This is a genomic window from Thiomicrorhabdus aquaedulcis, assembly GCF_004001325.1.
Lineage (GTDB): Bacteria > Pseudomonadota > Gammaproteobacteria > Thiomicrospirales > Thiomicrospiraceae > Thiomicrorhabdus > Thiomicrorhabdus aquaedulcis.
The window spans coordinates 445,683-462,125 of record NZ_AP018722.1 but is presented as its reverse complement, the minus strand read 5'-3'; the positions used below and the strand labels follow the sequence as shown (position 1 = coordinate 462,125).

13 protein-coding genes and 1 tRNA gene are annotated in these 16,443 nt (G+C 42.0%); 2 read left to right on the top strand and 12 right to left on the bottom strand.

What is annotated here, in order from left to right; genetic code table 11:
• Positions 1–26: 26 nt before the first annotated feature.
• On the bottom strand, positions 27–1,502 hold the full coding sequence (locus EP181_RS02030) for an exonuclease domain-containing protein (protein WP_232023478.1): 1,476 nt from the start codon (positions 1,500–1,502) through the stop codon (positions 27–29).
• A 164-nt stretch (positions 1,503–1,666) separates the two neighbouring features.
• On the opposite strand from EP181_RS02030, the gene EP181_RS02025 reads away from it, so the two are divergent.
• Positions 1,667–2,467 (top strand): FAD-binding domain-containing protein, encoded by an 801-nt coding sequence (locus tag EP181_RS02025; protein WP_172959664.1) that lies wholly within the window; start codon positions 1,667–1,669, stop codon positions 2,465–2,467.
• Complete coding sequence (locus EP181_RS02020; protein ID WP_127470173.1) at positions 2,467–2,919, top strand: hypothetical protein; 453 nt, start codon at positions 2,467–2,469, stop codon at positions 2,917–2,919. The genes EP181_RS02025 and EP181_RS02020 overlap by 1 nt, the downstream gene beginning before the upstream one ends.
• A 63-nt stretch (positions 2,920–2,982) precedes the next feature.
• On the opposite strand, the gene EP181_RS02015 is transcribed toward EP181_RS02020, so the two are convergent.
• From EP181_RS02015 to EP181_RS01970, 11 genes are all read right to left on the bottom strand, one after another.
• On the bottom strand, positions 2,983–3,567 hold the full coding sequence (locus EP181_RS02015; protein ID WP_127470172.1) for a hypothetical protein: 585 nt from the start codon (positions 3,565–3,567) through the stop codon (positions 2,983–2,985).
• Between the two features lies 1 nt (position 3,568).
• A complete protein-coding gene (locus tag EP181_RS02010) occupies positions 3,569–5,809 on the bottom strand; it encodes a sensor domain-containing protein (protein ID WP_127470171.1) in 2,241 nt (746 codons plus the stop codon).
• Positions 5,810–5,825: 16 nt separating this feature from the next.
• Entirely contained in the window at positions 5,826–8,690 is a 2,865-nt protein-coding gene (locus tag EP181_RS02005; protein ID WP_232023554.1) for a CheR family methyltransferase, read from the bottom strand.
• Positions 8,691–8,993: 303 nt separating this feature from the next.
• Positions 8,994–9,431: a hypothetical protein gene (locus EP181_RS02000; protein WP_127470169.1), complete on the bottom strand. Its 438-nt coding sequence runs from the start codon at positions 9,429–9,431 to the stop codon at positions 8,994–8,996.
• A gap of 104 nt (positions 9,432–9,535) precedes the next feature.
• The gene (locus EP181_RS01995) at positions 9,536–11,740 is read right to left on the bottom strand and encodes a nitric oxide reductase activation protein NorD (protein ID WP_232023477.1); all 2,205 of its coding nucleotides are present in this window, start codon (positions 11,738–11,740) and stop codon (positions 9,536–9,538) included.
• A gap of 184 nt (positions 11,741–11,924) precedes the next feature.
• Positions 11,925–12,725, bottom strand: a complete 801-nt coding sequence (locus EP181_RS01990) for a CbbQ/NirQ/NorQ/GpvN family protein (RefSeq protein WP_127470168.1) — start codon at positions 12,723–12,725, stop codon at positions 11,925–11,927.
• 219 nt (positions 12,726–12,944) lie between these two features.
• The gene (locus tag EP181_RS01985; RefSeq protein WP_127470167.1) at positions 12,945–14,345 is read right to left on the bottom strand and encodes a ribulose-bisphosphate carboxylase; all 1,401 of its coding nucleotides are present in this window, start codon (positions 14,343–14,345) and stop codon (positions 12,945–12,947) included.
• A gap of 183 nt (positions 14,346–14,528) precedes the next feature.
• Positions 14,529–15,458 (bottom strand): LysR family transcriptional regulator, encoded by a 930-nt coding sequence (locus EP181_RS01980; protein ID WP_127470166.1) that lies wholly within the window; start codon positions 15,456–15,458, stop codon positions 14,529–14,531.
• Positions 15,459–15,698: 240 nt separating this feature from the next.
• Positions 15,699–15,821, bottom strand: a complete 123-nt coding sequence (locus tag EP181_RS12595) for a hypothetical protein (protein WP_269471144.1) — start codon at positions 15,819–15,821, stop codon at positions 15,699–15,701.
• A gap of 15 nt (positions 15,822–15,836) precedes the next feature.
• Positions 15,837–16,079, bottom strand: a complete 243-nt coding sequence (locus EP181_RS01975) for an Arm DNA-binding domain-containing protein (protein ID WP_127470165.1) — start codon at positions 16,077–16,079, stop codon at positions 15,837–15,839.
• A 210-nt stretch (positions 16,080–16,289) separates the two neighbouring features.
• A tRNA-Met gene (locus EP181_RS01970) sits at positions 16,290–16,366 on the bottom strand.
• Positions 16,367–16,443: the final 77 nt, after the last annotated feature.

Sequence of the window (16,443 nt, the reverse complement as noted above, 5' to 3'; positions counted from 1 at the left end):
CTCAATATGACCAGGCCTGGTCATCTTTAAAAGACGATAACCTCTTTTACGTCGTTGAGCTTAATGTGCGGAACATGCGTAACGTGCATTAATGGGTGTGCACTTGGGTTAAGCAAAAATCGACACAAAATGTGGTACTGATCCAAGTCTATTACATAGTGGTCGTCACTTGCGTCTTGTGCGCGCTCGAGCAAGTCTTGCAATTGCACGTCGTTGTAAGCGCTTCCCAGCCAGCACCATTGGTTAATTAAATGCACTTGCTCGCAATCGTCTGTGGTTTCTTTCACCAAAATAGGCCCTGCCCATGGCCAGGTTTGGTTTTTTAACGTGGTAAGTGCTATTTGTTGGCGCACATTATACCGTGCGGGCAACTCTTGGGCGCAACACGCACCCTTGCACTTTTTAAGCTGATAGGCAAAACACGCACCCGATTTTTTATTTTCTAACCCGGTTAAACGGTGGCAAAGCTGGTGTTGAGTGACCCATTTTTCTAGCACGGTTTGCGCTTGTTTTTGAGAGCGAAACAACCCATATAACGCACCCAAACGGTCGGCCGTAAGATTGTTTGAGTACCCTAACTTAAGTTGCTGGTAGCCTTGGGCATCGTGCTGTGCACTTAAACTCCAAAGCTTGGTGAGCTTGCGTAATCGCACGTTGTATTTGGGCGCAAATCGTTTAATTTCTTGCGCCTCTAACAGTTGCGCTCCCAGGTCTCCGGCACACACCGTCCAGTCGAGCGCGTGCATTTCTGAGCTAATTTGCAGCTCTTTTGAGTGGCGATGGTCGCTGTTAAAGTGGCTGAGTATGCGCGAGCGAAGTTGCACCGATTTGCCTATATAAATTACGCTGCCATGTTGATTGTAAAACCGATACACGCCTGGCACGTCTTTACAACCGTCTAAACTATTGGGGGCAAGATTCGGCGGCAAACTGGGTTGCTTAAGCTGGTCACTCACTTGCAGCCAAATATTTTTCAGGGTGTGATATCGGGGTAATAATTGAAAAAACGCCCACAACACCTTGGCGTCGTCTAACGCCCTATGCCGATTAGGGCAGTCTAGGTCAAAGCGTTTAATAATATGGTCTAAACTGTGCCGGGCGTGCTGCTTAAAAAGTGCACGCGATAACTTTACCGTGCATAACGTATTGGCTCGGTAGTCTATGCCTTGGCGCTTAAACTCGCTTTTAATAAAGCCGTAATCAAAGCGCGCATTGTGCGCTACTAAAATTTTGCCGTTTAACAGCGCGGCCAAATCGTGAGCCACCTCTTCAAAACTGGGCGCGTTGGCCACCATGGCGTTGCTAATACCGGTTATGTTCGTAATCCACGGCGCAATGCTTATCGGCGGCTTTATAAGCGAGTGCCAGGTGCTGACCCACTCACCCTTATAAATATGCAATACCGCGATTTCGGTAATAAAATCTTTTTGATGTTTACCACCGGTGGTTTCGACGTCTACAAACACCCAATCGGTCAGTTTGGGGTCTTGCGGCCATTGCAAGAGGTCCGTCAACTCATTATGCGCAAGCAAAGTGAAGTGTCCCGCCCAATGTGATTAAACCCAATTTAAGCCTTTTCATGCTGTGTGCGTCCTTGCAAAATTGTATTGTCAACGCATTATTGTATAATCATTGGACACTATTTGCACAATCAAAGGTAAGTTTTATGACACTGGTAACGCTGCCCACGCAATTTACGTCTAGAGCAGAGCGCACAAGCTTTATAAGTCAGCTGTTCGGGCTAACTGAGCCAACGGCGGTTAGCGCGCTTGTTGGCGGTCGCACACGCGCGCTTAATCAGTTGGCGCAGTTAAATATTAAGGACTACGCGCGCACGCGTAACCACTTAGAGGGTGCGGTTACCCAGTTGTCTGCTGCAATTCGCCACGGTGTTGTGCAACCCATTGAGCTGGTTGACATGGCTCAACAACAGGGCTCAAGTGATGAGAGCAAACGTTTTTTGCAACAAGTGTGCTGGCGTGAATATTTTCACCAAGTGCATCACCGTCAGCCGCATTTATTATGGCAAGACATTGAGCCCTACAAAACTGGTTTTACAGCAGAAGAGTACGCCAATGCCCTGCCCAAAGACATTGAACACGGCGCAACCGGGGTGGAATTTATTGACGCATTAATTAAGCAGCTTATAACCACGGGTTATTTACACAATCACGCCAGGCTTTATTTAGCGGCTTATACAGTGCATTGGCGACGGGTAAAATGGCAAGCTGGCGCGCAATGGTTTTTACACCATTTATTAGACGGCGACGTAGCTTCTAACAATTATTCTTGGCAATGGGTGGCGTCTACGTTTAGCGCCAAACCGTACTTTTTTAATTTAGATAATGTTAAAAAATACAGCCCTGCTCTACAAAGCTTTAACCATCCAAGTAACGCTATTTTTGATTACACCTACGAGCAACTGCAACAAACCCTGTTTGCTCATACTATAAACGAGGGTTGGTAATGAGCACTAACCGAGTGTTTTTACTGCACGATGAAGCCTTGTATTGCCCAAACGATTTTAACGCGAATGACAGTTTAGTCTACGTTTGGGATGACGCTTATGTTAAACAACAAGGCTGGTCTTTTAAACGCTGGGTGTACATATACGAAACCCTGTGCGAGCTCAATGCCACAGTGTATCAGGGTGATACTATTAAGGTGTTAAGCGCCTTGGTAGAGCAAAATCCGGCTTTACTATTGGTTATACAGCAGCCCCAAGACCCTATTCTAAAAAATTGGGCAGCGTCAATTAAGACCCGTTGGCAAAAAACAGAAGTGCGACCATTTTCAAAATTGCATTGGCTTAGCCAAGATACACGCTTAAAACGGTTTTTTAATTATTGGCAAGCCATTGAAGCACAGGTATTAAACCAACCCGTTAACCCATCTAAAAGAATAAGGCGCATGCATTAAAGGTGATGTGGTTGTACCAATATGCATTCATAACGTTTATGCATCATCCGTTACTCCGGTCAATTAGCCCCAGCGCGCCTCTTTGCAACTTGGGCAAACCGTGTGCACCACTTGCAAGGGTTGCTCGATGGTTTGATTGTGCTCAAATATCTCGGGCGTTTGCCAAAAACCCAGCTTAGGATTTTTAAGAGAATTACAAAAACTGCACCGTAAAATTAAATGAGGAAGACTTGTTTTGCCTTGACTGGCGGTCATATCTTGAATGTAAAGCGGTTTTTTAAAGGGCTCTTCTTTTAATAAACCGTGTTGCATTTTTACCAGACCTGTTGAAAAGGGTTGCAGTGGAATTAAATCCATTTGCATAAAGCGCTGGTGCGTTGGGCTGTCACAACGATAAGGCTTGCTTAAAGGTTGTCTTTTTAAACGGCATAATTTAAGCGCCGTTTCAACCGCCATCCACGTTATATCGCTTTGAATAAAGTCTTTTAAAGGCAAGCCTAAAATCTTATTTGCTTGCAGACTGTCGCCCGCGCCTCCTTGAACGGCCAAAGGCTCCCAACTGTTTGAAACGTTAATAATGCAATTTTGAGCGTCTACGACCAAACTTAAATACTGTTCGCTGTCTGCGTCTAGCCGTTTTATAGTCATTTTAATGCACTTTATAAAATGATTTTTGCGGTTTGCCCAGTAAATACCCCTGAATGTAATCTACTTTTTGCGTTACCAACCAGTCGAGTTGCGCTTGGGTTTCAACGCCTTCTGTGGTTATTTTTAAAGAAAGTGCTTTTGCCATGGCAATCATGGCCTTAACCAAACTGCGCGCTTCGTCGGACGTTTCTAGCTCACTGATAAAGCTACGGTCAATTTTTACCACATTAATGGGCAAGTTTTTGAGCATAGACAAAGAGGCAAATCCTGTTCCAAAATCGTCTAGCAAAATATTACAGCCATTGCTTTGCAAGGCTTCTAACACATTCACCATACTGTTTAAATTTTGCATGGTGGCCGTTTCGGTTACCTCAAAATTAAACTGACTTAAAGACAGTTGATATTTTTGAGCAATCGCCAACAACTGCTCTAAAAGTTGCACATCTTGAAATTGCAAAACAGATAAATTCACGTCAATATTAAGTCGATCGACCACTGGCAGCGTACTCACATCGCGACACACCGATTCAAAAATGACCAATCCTAGCTTGGTAATTAAGCCATTTTGTTCGGCCACCTCAATAAATTGGTCGGGATAAATTAACGCCCCTTTATCATCTTTTAAACGAACCAAAGCCTCATATTCAAGCAACACTTGTGTTACGGCGCAAAAAATTGGCTGATAGTGCATTTCAATATATTTATGCGGCTCTTCAATGGCTTTCCATAACTGATGCATAGCCTGATTGGTGGACACTAAATGCGTTTCGTCTTGCACCTCAAACACCTGAAAACGATTGCGACCAAGTGCTTTAGCACGGTACATAGCGGCATCGGCGCGGCGCATTAAATCGCTGCCTGTTACCCCATGTGTAGGAAAAAAAGCGATGCCAATAGTGGCACTTAAACGATGAACAGCTTTACTGGTTTGATAAGGTGTCGCTAACAATTCGATAATATCTTTGGCAATTTCATCGGCGTTGTTTTCTGATTGCAAACGCGACAACACTAGTACAAACTCATCGCCACCAATTCGCGAGGCTAAATCGTTTTCTCTAATTCGGCTGGTAATACGCTGCGTGGCCTCACGCAAAATAATATCGCCTTCTGCATGCCCAAAATGATCGTTAACCTCTTTAAACTTGTCCAAATCAATAAAAAAAACCGCCAAACAATTATTGCCATTAGGGCAAGCTCGGCTAAGTTGTACTTCTAAAAACTGATTAAGCAAAGTGCGATTGGGCAGGCCTGTTAGAGCGTCGTAAAAAGCCAAACGGTCTAATTGATGTTGGTGCTCTTTGCGCTCGGTAATGTCTGCAAACGTGGCCGCATAAAAAACCTGACCGTTGGCCTCGTCTTTAATACGACTAATTTGCAACCATTCGGGATAGACCTCACCGCTTTTACGCTTGTTCCAAATCTCACCGGCCCACCAGCCATTGTTTTGCAATTTAACCCACATTTCTTTGTAAAAACCTGGGGTGTGGCGACCCGACTGCAAAATACTAGGACAACCTCCTATCACCTCATTTTGAGTGTAACCAGTGATTTCGCAAAAGGCTTGATTGACCTTAATAATACGATTTTTGGCATCGGTAATCATCACCCCCTCACGCAACTGGTCAATAATAATGTGTGCTATGCGAAGCGATTGTTCGCTTAACGTATTTAAGGCAATGGGTTGGAGCGATAGGATGTATTGATGGCAAAAAGAGGAACCTCCCAACGCCTCGTCACACACATAATGCACGTTTAAGGTCATCATTTGGCCGGTCAATAAGGTCACAAAATGTGAAAAATGACTTTGCATTTCAGGGGAGTTTTGAATTTTTTGCTGGCGCATGGCGTTAAGCAACATAAAACTGCTTTCTACGCTTAAGAGTTTGCGAAAATTAGTGGTGAGTAATTGCACTTCGGATAAATTTAAAAGCTCACTGGCTTTTTGATTTACTTGTTGTATTTGGCCATGTCCGTCAATCAAAATAAATGCATAAGGCAGCTGACAAAACAGTGTTCGGTACTGATGCAACTGATGAATTTCTTTTGAGCCATTTTGCTCGTTGGTCAAATATTCTGATTCGGCTTCAATCATTTGTTGCTGCAAAAGATCTAACTGCTCATGCAGTGTTATCACTTCGGCATTAAGTTGCTCGTTTTCATTTTTAAACGCGCACAAATCTTGTTGTAAAATCTGCAACGTTTCAACTAGCTCTTCTTGCATAAGTTCTTTGGCATCGCTCATCGTTTTTATAGCCTGCTCACTGATTGTGCTTAGAGCGCATGGTTTGCATGGCTTGATATTGTTCAAAACTTAACATGGTTCCCATAAAGTGTCTTTCGGCGTTAATCCATGTTTGCTCTATTTTTAACTTTAACAGCACTCGTTCACCGGTTGCGGTAGAGGCACTGACATCGCGCCACTGACCCATTACACCTTCGACCTGGCCGGTCATGTAAGATTGCAAATATTGGTCGTGATGCTCTTTATACGGCGTAGGCATTAGTACACTTACATTTTTATACAATAAGTCGAGTGGATCGTACCCTAAAAGTTCTGTAATCCGCTGATTAACATACGTAATCACGCCAACCTCGTCTATCACCACCAACGTATAAGGCAAATCATCGCCAATAATTTTTAGCGTTAAATGACAATTAATTTCGGGATTAAGCGTTGAGACATGCTTGCTGTGCTCAAAAAACAGCATTAACCCAACCAGTCCTGTCATATTCGATTTATAAGACGCTATTCGCAGTTGGTACATTACGGCGTTTTGTCTAACTTTGATGCATTGCTCTTGCTCTGATTGCAACACGCTTATGAGTAAATTTCTAAAATTAGGCACGTCAATTTTTAGACCTACTGTGGTAATAGGTTGTCCAAAATGCTGAGCATCCAAGCCAAACATTTGCCCTGCTCTGGCGGTAAAACGCACTAAGCGTAAACGAGAGTCGACTAAAATAATTTTTTCATTCATGCTGACCAGCATGTTTTCAAGGTCGTTATTAACCTGCTCAAGCTCAAACGATTTAACTTCTAATTCTTCATTAACCGTAGAAAGCTCTTGATTGGTTGATTGCAACTCTTCGTTAGCCGTTTGCAGCTCTTCATTGGCCGACTGCAACTCTTCGTTGGCTGATTGCATCTCTTCATTAGTGGATTGCAACTCTTCGTTGGTGGTTTCAAGTTCTTCAATTGATGTTTGCAAACGCTCTTTAAAGATGGCAATTTCTTTTCGCAAATTGTCGTTAGCATTGATGCTTTTGTCGTTTAAAGAACTGGTGCCGCTTATAAAAGCCTCGCTTAAATCGACCTCGGTAAACGACAACACAAACAGCTCTTGATTTTTAGGCGCTTGCTCAAAACGCTGCATGGCTAAAAACAGGGCTTTATCGGCCAGCTGATTGTTATAAAACAAGGCTTGGGTATTGGCTTTGCCGTCACGTTTGCTTTTTTGCAACAAAGCACGCACGTCTACTTTTAAGTCATCGCGAATTAAAGACAAAACATTGGTGTCTATGCGCCCTTGCGGAAACGACAAATACTGATTTGCATTGCCACGAATGTGCATGATATGACCACTGCCGTCTAACACAATGGCGGTGGGAATCATTTGATCCAACAACAGTCGGTCTAGCTGGTCTAGCGACTGCTTATGTTCTTGACTGAATTGCGGCATGGTTTGAGTTTGACGAATATTAGAAAGCGATACGGCACTGCTAATATGATCCAAGCGTTGCGACAATCCCGTTGATTTACGCGCAAAAATCTGACTGCGTTTAATCAAACTTTCAAACAGCTCTGGCACAGCCGTAGTGGCTGACTCTGACTTACCCAAAAATAAACACCCGCTGGGTTTAAGTGCAAAATGAAAGGTTTGAAAAACTTGTTTTTGCAATTCCAACGTAAAATAAATTAAAAGGTTACGGCAACTTATCAAATCAATTTTAGAAAACGGCGGATCCATAATTAAGTTTTGTTTGGCAAACACCACATGATCGCGAATGTTTTTGTTAATTAAATACTTGTCGTCTTTGAGCACAAAATAGTGCTGAATAATCTCAGCGGGCAATTCTTTAAGCTGTTCTGCGCTGTATAATCCACGACGCGCTTGGGACAGGGCAAATTCGTCAATATCGGTTGCAAAAACCTGATAATTGACATCTTTACGCAATTTTAACTTGGCCAACTGCACCAAAATAGCAATCGAATAGGGCTCTTCTCCATTGGCGCAACCTGGCACCCAAATACGCAACTGCTTTTGTTCGGGGGTTTGTGCAACCAAATTTTCAATAACGCCGTTTAGATCCTCAAACGCTTCTTTATCTCTAAAAAAGGCCGTCACCGAAATTAATAAATCTTTAAATAAACTTTCAACCTCTACACTCGAGGACGTTAACAACGTTACATAATCATCAATGGTGACCAATTTATGCACCGCCATACGCCGTGCAATACGACGCTGAATGGTTTTAAGTTTATAACCGCTGAAGTCGTAGCCTGTTTGATCAAAAATGCGTTGAAAGATTTTTTCGAGTGACGATTTTATTTTGGGTGAAGACAGTTGCTTAAATGTTTGACCTGCTGATTCAATAAAGGCCTGAATTTCATCTGCAATGGCGGCGGGTGGCAATACCATATCCACAAAACCACTGTCAATAGCCGAACGCGGCATGCCACTGTATTTGGCGGTTTTTTCGTCCTGAGCGATTACCACGCCATTGGCTGACTTTATGGCCATAATACCCAGCGCACCATCCGAACCCGTACCCGACAAAATCACCGCAATGGCGTGTTCACCAACGTCTTCAGCAAGCGTACTAAGCAGCAAGTTTATAGAGGGTTTTGGCCCAATCGCCGCCGCGGGTTGCAATACAATTTTTTTGTTTTGAATTAACGCATTGTGTCCAGGGGACACTACATAAATAACCCCCAATTCTGGGCGCATATCCTGCTCGACCAACACCACGGGCATATCGGTAATTCGGGCTAATAAGTCACGTAATATAGTGGGGTGTTTAGGGTCTAAATGCTGGGCAATAATAACAATGGCATCGTAAGGCTTTTTAAATGCGCTTAAAAACTCTTTTAATGCCTCTAACCCCCCTGCCGAAGCACCAATAACAACCCAATAAGGTGTTTTGCTCTCTTTTTTGACCGCTGAGCCGCTACTTTTTCAGAGTTATCATCAAGCATCCTAATTCCTTTTATTAGTAAAGTCTTAACCTGATAATGCGAAACACCCAATCATTCGCAAACAACTCTCTATCATAAACCTGCAGCCTGTTTAAACCCAATTATTTTTGTAAATAGACGTAGTTATATCGCCAGCAACTTAAAAATCGACATAACTGACGTAACAGGTAGAATTCACTTTTAACATCGGTTAAAAATGGCGGGATTACAGTGTGTTAAGGCAATGAACTTAGCACCAACCATTATTAGTAGGCTTTCTTTTCTTTGGTTTATAAGTATTTCCTAATTGATAAGCTTCTTTAAGCGCTTGAGCTATCTGCGGGTTTTCATCGACATTCAGTTGATAGTTTTCTGCAATGGTTAGAAGATAAGACTCTGAACCGATCTCTTGATAGATTTCAAGAAATTCTTCAATATACATCGGCAGATTCACTTCATTCGACTCAATGCGCGATTGAAAGCGAATGACTTCCATATCAGTCGATTGCAATATCTCAAATTTATAAGAAATCACATCTAATTGATTCTGTTTTGCGACTCTATTAGGAAGTTGCTCCAAGAATAAATCTATGTCATCAATACTTGGTGGCAATGCAATATCTGACTCATAGCAAAAAGTTTCACCACGAAAATCAAATACCGAACGAACGGTGATGATGGGTTCCATAAGATATTCCTTACTTAAAGACCTGAGCATAAACAGTCATTGTTAATGGGTTAATTTCATAAAGACTTGCGGAAGCAACTCAGGTAATTTTTCTACATGGTCAATCACGGTATATTGATTACCAAAATATCGGCAACATATTCATCGGCCTTTGGATCAACCGTAATGCAATATGTGTATATGCCTTTACCTTGCAACTCTTCAACCGCTTTATGAGTATCTTGAATGAGCATTTTAGGGTCTTTAGCATCCACATCCGCAGGCTCACCATCGGTTAAAACCAACAAAAGTTTTTTCTCAGCTTTTTGGGCTTCCAGATAGTGAGCCGCATGACGCATAGCCGCTCCCATTCGAGTTGAATAAGAGGCTTCCATTCCCGCAATGCGGGCTTTGACCTCATCGGTATAACCTTCTGAATAACCTTTGATATGTTGGTAACGCACTTCATGACGTGTGTCAGAACAAAAACCTGCAATGGCAAACTTATCACCGAGCTGTTCAATCGTCCAAGCCGTTATAGCCAGGGCTTCTTCAGAAAGCTCGAGTAAAGTTTGTCCGGTTTCTTGATTGCGTTCATTTAATGACTGTGAAGTATCGACCAACAGCATAACCGCAATACTACGACTGTCCGTTGTATGGCTATAGTTGATACGAGGATCTGGCGCTTGTCCGCTTTTAAAGTCAATCATTGAGCGCAAAGCTACATCTAAATCCAGCTCTTCACCCTCTTCTTGAAAGCGAATACGCTTTTTATTTTGTGGTTTAAGCATCTCAATCATTTTTTTCAAACGCTTAGCTAAATCGCCATGTTTTTCCATTAAGCGATCAATCTTACCCGCATCTCCAGAAGGATGAAGACGTTCATAGACGGTTGTCCAATCCGGACGATAACTTTCTGAAACGTAGTCCCACTCATCATAGTGCCTTGGCGGAAGATCCCCTTCGTTTTCGATAATTCGCTCTTCGTTTTCATACTCATTAGGCATTATTTCATCAGGTTCATCGTATTCTTCATAATAGAACCACATGCAGCGATTATCATCGCGATAAGAGACTTCGGTATCGTCAAAAAACACGCCAGGCAAACTATCAGACGACTGTTTACGCGATTTCACATAGAAATCAATCCCTAACTCAGACATGTCTTGAGTGGTCGAATTCTTCCCTTTCTCAAGCATAATCTTGTTAAAACGTTCACGAAACTCCTCTAAAAGAGGGTTTTCAGTGTCAAAATTCTCATCTAATAAGGCACGTGACATACGTGTAGCACGGTAGCGAACACAGGACTGTTTAGAGTCATCGCACGCGCCTTTTTTTGGGTATGGGTGTAAAGCCATAAACAATTTTCTTAGACCGGGATAACGCTGCATGGCTAAGTATTCAACACGACAATCTTCAAACACAGAGATAAATAACTGCATTTGCGGTGCGTAGTTATCGGCCATTAATTTACCCGACCACGTTTTGTGCGCGAGCATATGCGCAACCGTCGCACGGTAACGATCCAGTCCTGAGACCCCATTTTCCTCATCGTAAACATCAGGTACTGCAAGGAGTTGTTCATCAAGATAAGGCACAGGTTTGCGTAATTGATCAAAAGCAGTAGCAAAGGTTTTGAAGGGTAAATCGCAATCCCACATACAGCTTTTTAGCATGTCTATATGCCGTTCAACATCTTTAAAATTAGTGCCTGCGCGCTCACGAGTAATGATACTTTTCGCATCTTGTGACTTAAGTTGAAAATACGCAATCTGTTCATCCGGGGCATTCAGATAGTTTCGTGCACCGTAATCAATAAAGTTGCGAATACCGTTTAAGCATAATTTTGAGATAAGTTGAGGCATTGACTCTAACAGCGCAATCATTCCTGGGCTTTCATACAAAGAGTGATGGCCGTGAATAACGGTTTGGGTTTTGTCGACATACTCATCAATGATTTGTAGGTATAACTCAAGCTCTTCAATGCGATCAATACGACGGCACACGCTTCCCAAGGTTGATAAAAAAGGAATTAACGCTTTTTTATTGGGACTACGAGCCAGTTGATAACTGTAATCGGCAATCATCTTGTTGGTGCCAGGACCAAAGTGTGCGGTGATTTCTGGCATCACTTCCATGTAAACCAATACCGGTTCAACGCCTTGTCCAATCATGCACAAAAAGTTAGCACCCTCTAAATACGCCTCAACCTTGTGCGGTGGCAAGGAATTTACAGCATGCTCAAGAAGCTTTGGAAACAGTTCTAACGCTTTTGGAAATTTACACTTAAATTTATGTTGGTATTCGGCTAACAATTCTTCATTCATCATTCATTTCTCTCTGTCATGAAGTGCCTTATGGGTAAACCACGAAGACACGAAGACACGAAGTGTTTATTTAGAATAACGAAAGAGAAGGCTAAAATAGCGAGTTTATATTTTTGGATCTAACATCAATAAACTCGATTATCTTCGTGCCTTCGTGCCTTCGTGGTTAATATGAATAAACGATTAATTAACCAAAGATCATTTCGATTGCGTTATCCAACGTTTCGCGAATGTCGGCATCATCGGTAATGGGACAAACCATTGCCATTTTGCAAGCTTCTATCGGTGAAATACCATTATTGATTAAAATTGCCGCGTACACCATTAGACGAGTTGAGATACCTTCATCTAAGCCGTGCCCTTTTAATTTACGTGCCGATTCACCAATTTGAACTAATTTCTTGGCGGTTTCGGCATCAATACTTCCCTCTTTTTGAAGAATGTGTGCTTCGGTTTCGGCATCCGCATAATTAAAATTTAATGCACAAAAACGCTGCTTAGTAGACTGTTTTAAGTCTTTCATTAGAGACTGATAACCTGGGTTATAAGAAATCACTAGTTGGAAATCGGGATGCGCTTTGATTAACTCACCCTTTTTATCTAATGATAATTCACGACGATGGTCGGTTAACGCATGGATCACCACCATGGTGTCTTGACGTGCTTCAACAATTTCATCCAGGTAGCAAATTGCACCATAGCGAGCGGCCATAGTTAAAGGGCCATCTACCCAACGTGTACCGTTGGCATCTAACAAATAACGTCCAACCAAATCGGCGGCTGTAATGTCCTCGTTACAAGAAACAGTGATGATCGGTTTATTCAATTTCCAAGCCATATGCTCAACAAAACGAGATTTACCGCACCCAGTTGGTCCTTTGACCATCACGGGTAGACGTCCACCATAGGCGGCTTTGTATAGCTCAACTTCATTTGATTGTGCATCGTAAAATGGTTCGTTTTCAATTTTGTATTGTGAAATATCCATGCCTGTGTTCCCCGTGACATTAATGATTAAAAATTCTATTTTTGAAAAATGATTTGAAAAATGATCTGAAAAGTGATTTATGACTGCATTTTAGGCATAAAACAAAGTCATAAATAACCTAGTATTTAAATGGTATTATTTTGTTATAAAAAAACCCCTACCCATAAGTCATAGGTAGAGGTTCTTTTACTAATCGTTCATAGAATAATCAAAACTCGATTACTTATGAGCGCCTAGTTTCTCTCTCCAACCTGGGTAGTATTTATCTGCATCACTAGGGAAAGATTCAAATGCGCGAGCAAATTCTGGGTGCTCTTTAGCGTATTCAATAGGATCTGCACCTGTTTTCCAACAGTCATAGGCTTGACCTAGAGAAATACCACCAGCCGCTGGGCTGTCGATGTGACCAAATGAACCACCACCACAAGTGTTGATAACGTTACCGTGACCTAAGTTCTCAAAGAAACCAGGTAAACGTAGCGCGTTCATACCACCAGAAATAATTGGCGTAGTAGGCTTCATACCGTACCATTTCTGATAGAAGTATGTCCCTTGACACTCATCACGCTCAAGCATGTAAGCAAGAACAGTCTCACCAGAGTGACCTTCCATTTTTCCGTAACCCATCGTACCAGTATGGATACCTGAAGCACCCATCAAACGAGCTAACTTCATGTAGCATAATGGATCCATACCCATTGGTGACTTATAAGACGTTAAAGCACCATGACCTGCACGGTGAAAGTGAAGGTAAGTATCAGGGAAAGCACGACGTGCTGTAGTAACACCTGCTGGACCGGTTACAAAACCGTCAACTAAGAACGCAACGTGTTTTTCGTTACCGTATTTAGCAAACTCATTCAGGATGAACTCACCTCGGTGAATCATTTCGCCGTGGAAGTCAGCGGTTATGTTAGCAGAGAATAATTTAGCTTGACCTGTTGCTTGTTGTGCACGTTCCATCGTTTCAGCAACTAAAGGAATAACGGTTTTCATTGGGCAGAAGTCTTGGTTAGCTTGTGGTTCATCGTTTTTGATGAAGTCACCACCAAGCCAAAAATCATAACAAGCTTTAGCAAATGGCTCAGGACGAAGACCTAACTTAGGCTTAATAATCGTACCCGCAATGTAACCACCGTCAACTTCTGGACGACCCAATACTTTCCAAAGATCAGAAATATCTGTCGCTGGACCGTCAAAACGCTTAACCATTTTCTCAGGAACGTAAAAATCCAACATACGCAAACCTTCATGATCACCCATACCTTGGTTGTTACCTAGGATTAGAGACCACATGTGAGAAATGTTATAAATGCCGTCCGTTAGGTTAGGATCAAATAAAGCGACCGGATAAGCGACCTTCATCAGACCACCTTTTTCACCAAAAGCCACTTCATCGATTTCATAAACAAGCGCATCAACACCGCGAGTAAAGTCATCGGTAGTAGACACCTCTACGTTAGTACCCGTAGAAGATTCTGCTGCAATGTGAGCCGCTACTTCTAGAAAACCATAACCAGGAGCTGGTTTTAGACGATATGCCACTAAAAGGTGGTTATCATCAGCAATTAGGTTTTCTTCTTTTAGCATTAAGTCAGCATAACGATTCGATTGATCCATTTTCTATACCTCAAGTTAGGAAGGGTTAAACAAGATGTCTAAGATTCCCTGTTTTTTTCAATGAGCCAAAAAACGTGTTTTTGACTCACTCCAAATTTCGTGAGGCCATCTTATGGGGAGTTAGAAAATTAAACAAATCAAGAAAAATGATGTTTCGCATAGTAAATCATCTATGTAAAGTGATTAAACCCATTTATAAAGCTCTTTAACTTCGGTTTTTAATAGCTCTACAAGCTTCTCTGTGGCAATCGAAAAGGTTTTGCCTTTTGGGTAAACTAAGTACCAATGTCGCATAATTGGAAAACCTTTTACGTCCAAAATCGATAAATTTCCGTTTTCGATGTCTTCAACTAGGGTTGGCAAGGACGCCACAGAGATACCCAAATTTTGTAAAAGGCCTAACCGTATCGATTCATTGCCCCCCATCACCATTTTGACATTGGGGACAAAGTCCTCTTCAGCAAACACATTCTCAATATGCGTGCGAATACCCGAGCCTTTTTCGCGCATTAAAAACGGTTCGTATTTGACATCTTCTAGCGTCAATTTCTTCTTTTTAGCTAGAGGGTGTTTAGAATTAACCACAAAGGCCAATGGGTTCTCAGCCAATTGAAAACTCTCCACATTCAACCCTTCAGGTGGCTGACCTAAAATGTAAAAGTCATCTTTGTTCTCAATAATTCGCTGCACCAAGTTTTCACGGTTCCCCACCTGCATATACACCGACACATTCGGGTAACTCGCCATAAACCCTTGGATAATTCTAGGCACAAAATACTGCGAAGTAGAAATGACGGAGAACTTGACGCTCCCGCCCGCCAAGCCCTTTACACGGTTAATTTGCTCTTCGGTATTACTGAGTTCAGCGAGTATTTTTTTCGCGGATTCATACAAATAACTGCCCGACTCGGTCAGGTAAACTTGCCTTCCCACTTGCTCAAACAGCTTTACATCCAGCACTTCAGACAACTTTTTCACCTGCATGGAAACAGTCGGTTGCGTCAGATGCAACTCCTCAGCGGCTTTAGTAAAACTCTGTTTACGACCAATGCACTCAAACACTTGCAGCTGACGTAACGTAGCATTGCGCGCTAAAATAAAATTCTTTGGCATAGGCTTTCCTGAATTTAAATGATTAAGCTAATTACAACTCAACAGGCCTGCTGAATTTCAAACAATAACAGCCCATTAAGTTTGCAAGACTACCAAAAAACCAACTAAAAACGGTAGGTTAATTATGACAAACCGTGAAAACATAAAAAAAGAGGTGTTGAATAGCCTCTAAAAACACACAAAATGCTAATCAGAATAGATGGGGATTTGGGTTAAAAAATCTGGTATTTCTAAATTTTTTCAAACTGAGCTGGCCTGCTCAAGGGTCACCACCTCGGGTTTTACGGTTTTATCCTTTGCCTGTTGCTCAGTTTTACGACGTTGCTCAATAGGATTGATGCCACGTGCTTTTAATCCTTGCAACAATCTGCTGCGATCTCAGGCATCAGCCAATGAAAGTGCTGGATAACTTGCCTTTAACGCCATATTGATGGGTTTATTATTAAAAGTGTAACGATAAATCCAATTCCGTCCACCCGCGGCCGTCACGCCAATCATTAATCCTTTACAGCCGGCGTCGGTAATCCTGTAACTCTTATCCGCGGACTTTAAACTCTTAAGAAATTTATCTGTGGATATCTGCGGTGTTCTTCTTGTAATATCTCCGATCGACCCAGCCATATCTGCATTTCCTTTGAATAAAACATTTCAGCTCTACAAAATAATATAACAAACAAGACAATCTGACATTTTGTTATTGATTTTGTTATTCAAAATCATAGCTAGCAAAAGACGGATAAGACAACAAAAGACGACAATATCTCTAAGTTGTTGATTTTACGTTGTGACAGGCATAAAAAAAGCGCCCATTGGACGCTTAATTTATGAATATGGTGGCTACACCGAGATTCGAACTTGGGACCCCATCATTATGAGTGATGTGCTCTAACCAGCTGAGCTATGTAGCCTTATTTGTGCGCGTATTATAAATATTTTATATTTTATGTCAAGGCCAATAAGCTTATTTATTTAACCAGGCCTGGTT

What these genes read in the sequence shown, in the direction of transcription:
- EP181_RS02000 (WP_127470169.1), bottom strand. Translation starts at nt 9,431, where the DNA reads ATGGAACCCATCATCACCGTTCGTTCGGTATTTGATTTTCGTGGTGAA.
- EP181_RS02025 (WP_172959664.1), top strand. Translation starts at nt 1,667, where the DNA reads ATGACACTGGTAACGCTGCCCACGCAATTTACGTCTAGAGCAGAGCGC.
- EP181_RS01995 (WP_232023477.1), bottom strand. Translation starts at nt 11,740, where the DNA reads ATGATGAATGAAGAATTGTTAGCCGAATACCAACATAAATTTAAGTGT.
- EP181_RS01980 (WP_127470166.1), bottom strand. Translation starts at nt 15,458, where the DNA reads ATGCCAAAGAATTTTATTTTAGCGCGCAATGCTACGTTACGTCAGCTG.
- EP181_RS02015 (WP_127470172.1), bottom strand. Translation starts at nt 3,567, where the DNA reads ATGACTATAAAACGGCTAGACGCAGACAGCGAACAGTATTTAAGTTTG.
- EP181_RS01985 (WP_127470167.1), bottom strand. Translation starts at nt 14,345, where the DNA reads ATGGATCAATCGAATCGTTATGCTGACTTAATGCTAAAAGAAGAAAAC.
- EP181_RS01990 (WP_127470168.1), bottom strand. Translation starts at nt 12,725, where the DNA reads ATGGATATTTCACAATACAAAATTGAAAACGAACCATTTTACGATGCA.
- EP181_RS01975 (WP_127470165.1), bottom strand. Translation starts at nt 16,079, where the DNA reads ATGGCTGGGTCGATCGGAGATATTACAAGAAGAACACCGCAGATATCC.
- EP181_RS02010 (WP_127470171.1), bottom strand. Translation starts at nt 5,809, where the DNA reads ATGAGCGATGCCAAAGAACTTATGCAAGAAGAGCTAGTTGAAACGTTG.
- EP181_RS02020 (WP_127470173.1), top strand. Translation starts at nt 2,467, where the DNA reads ATGAGCACTAACCGAGTGTTTTTACTGCACGATGAAGCCTTGTATTGC.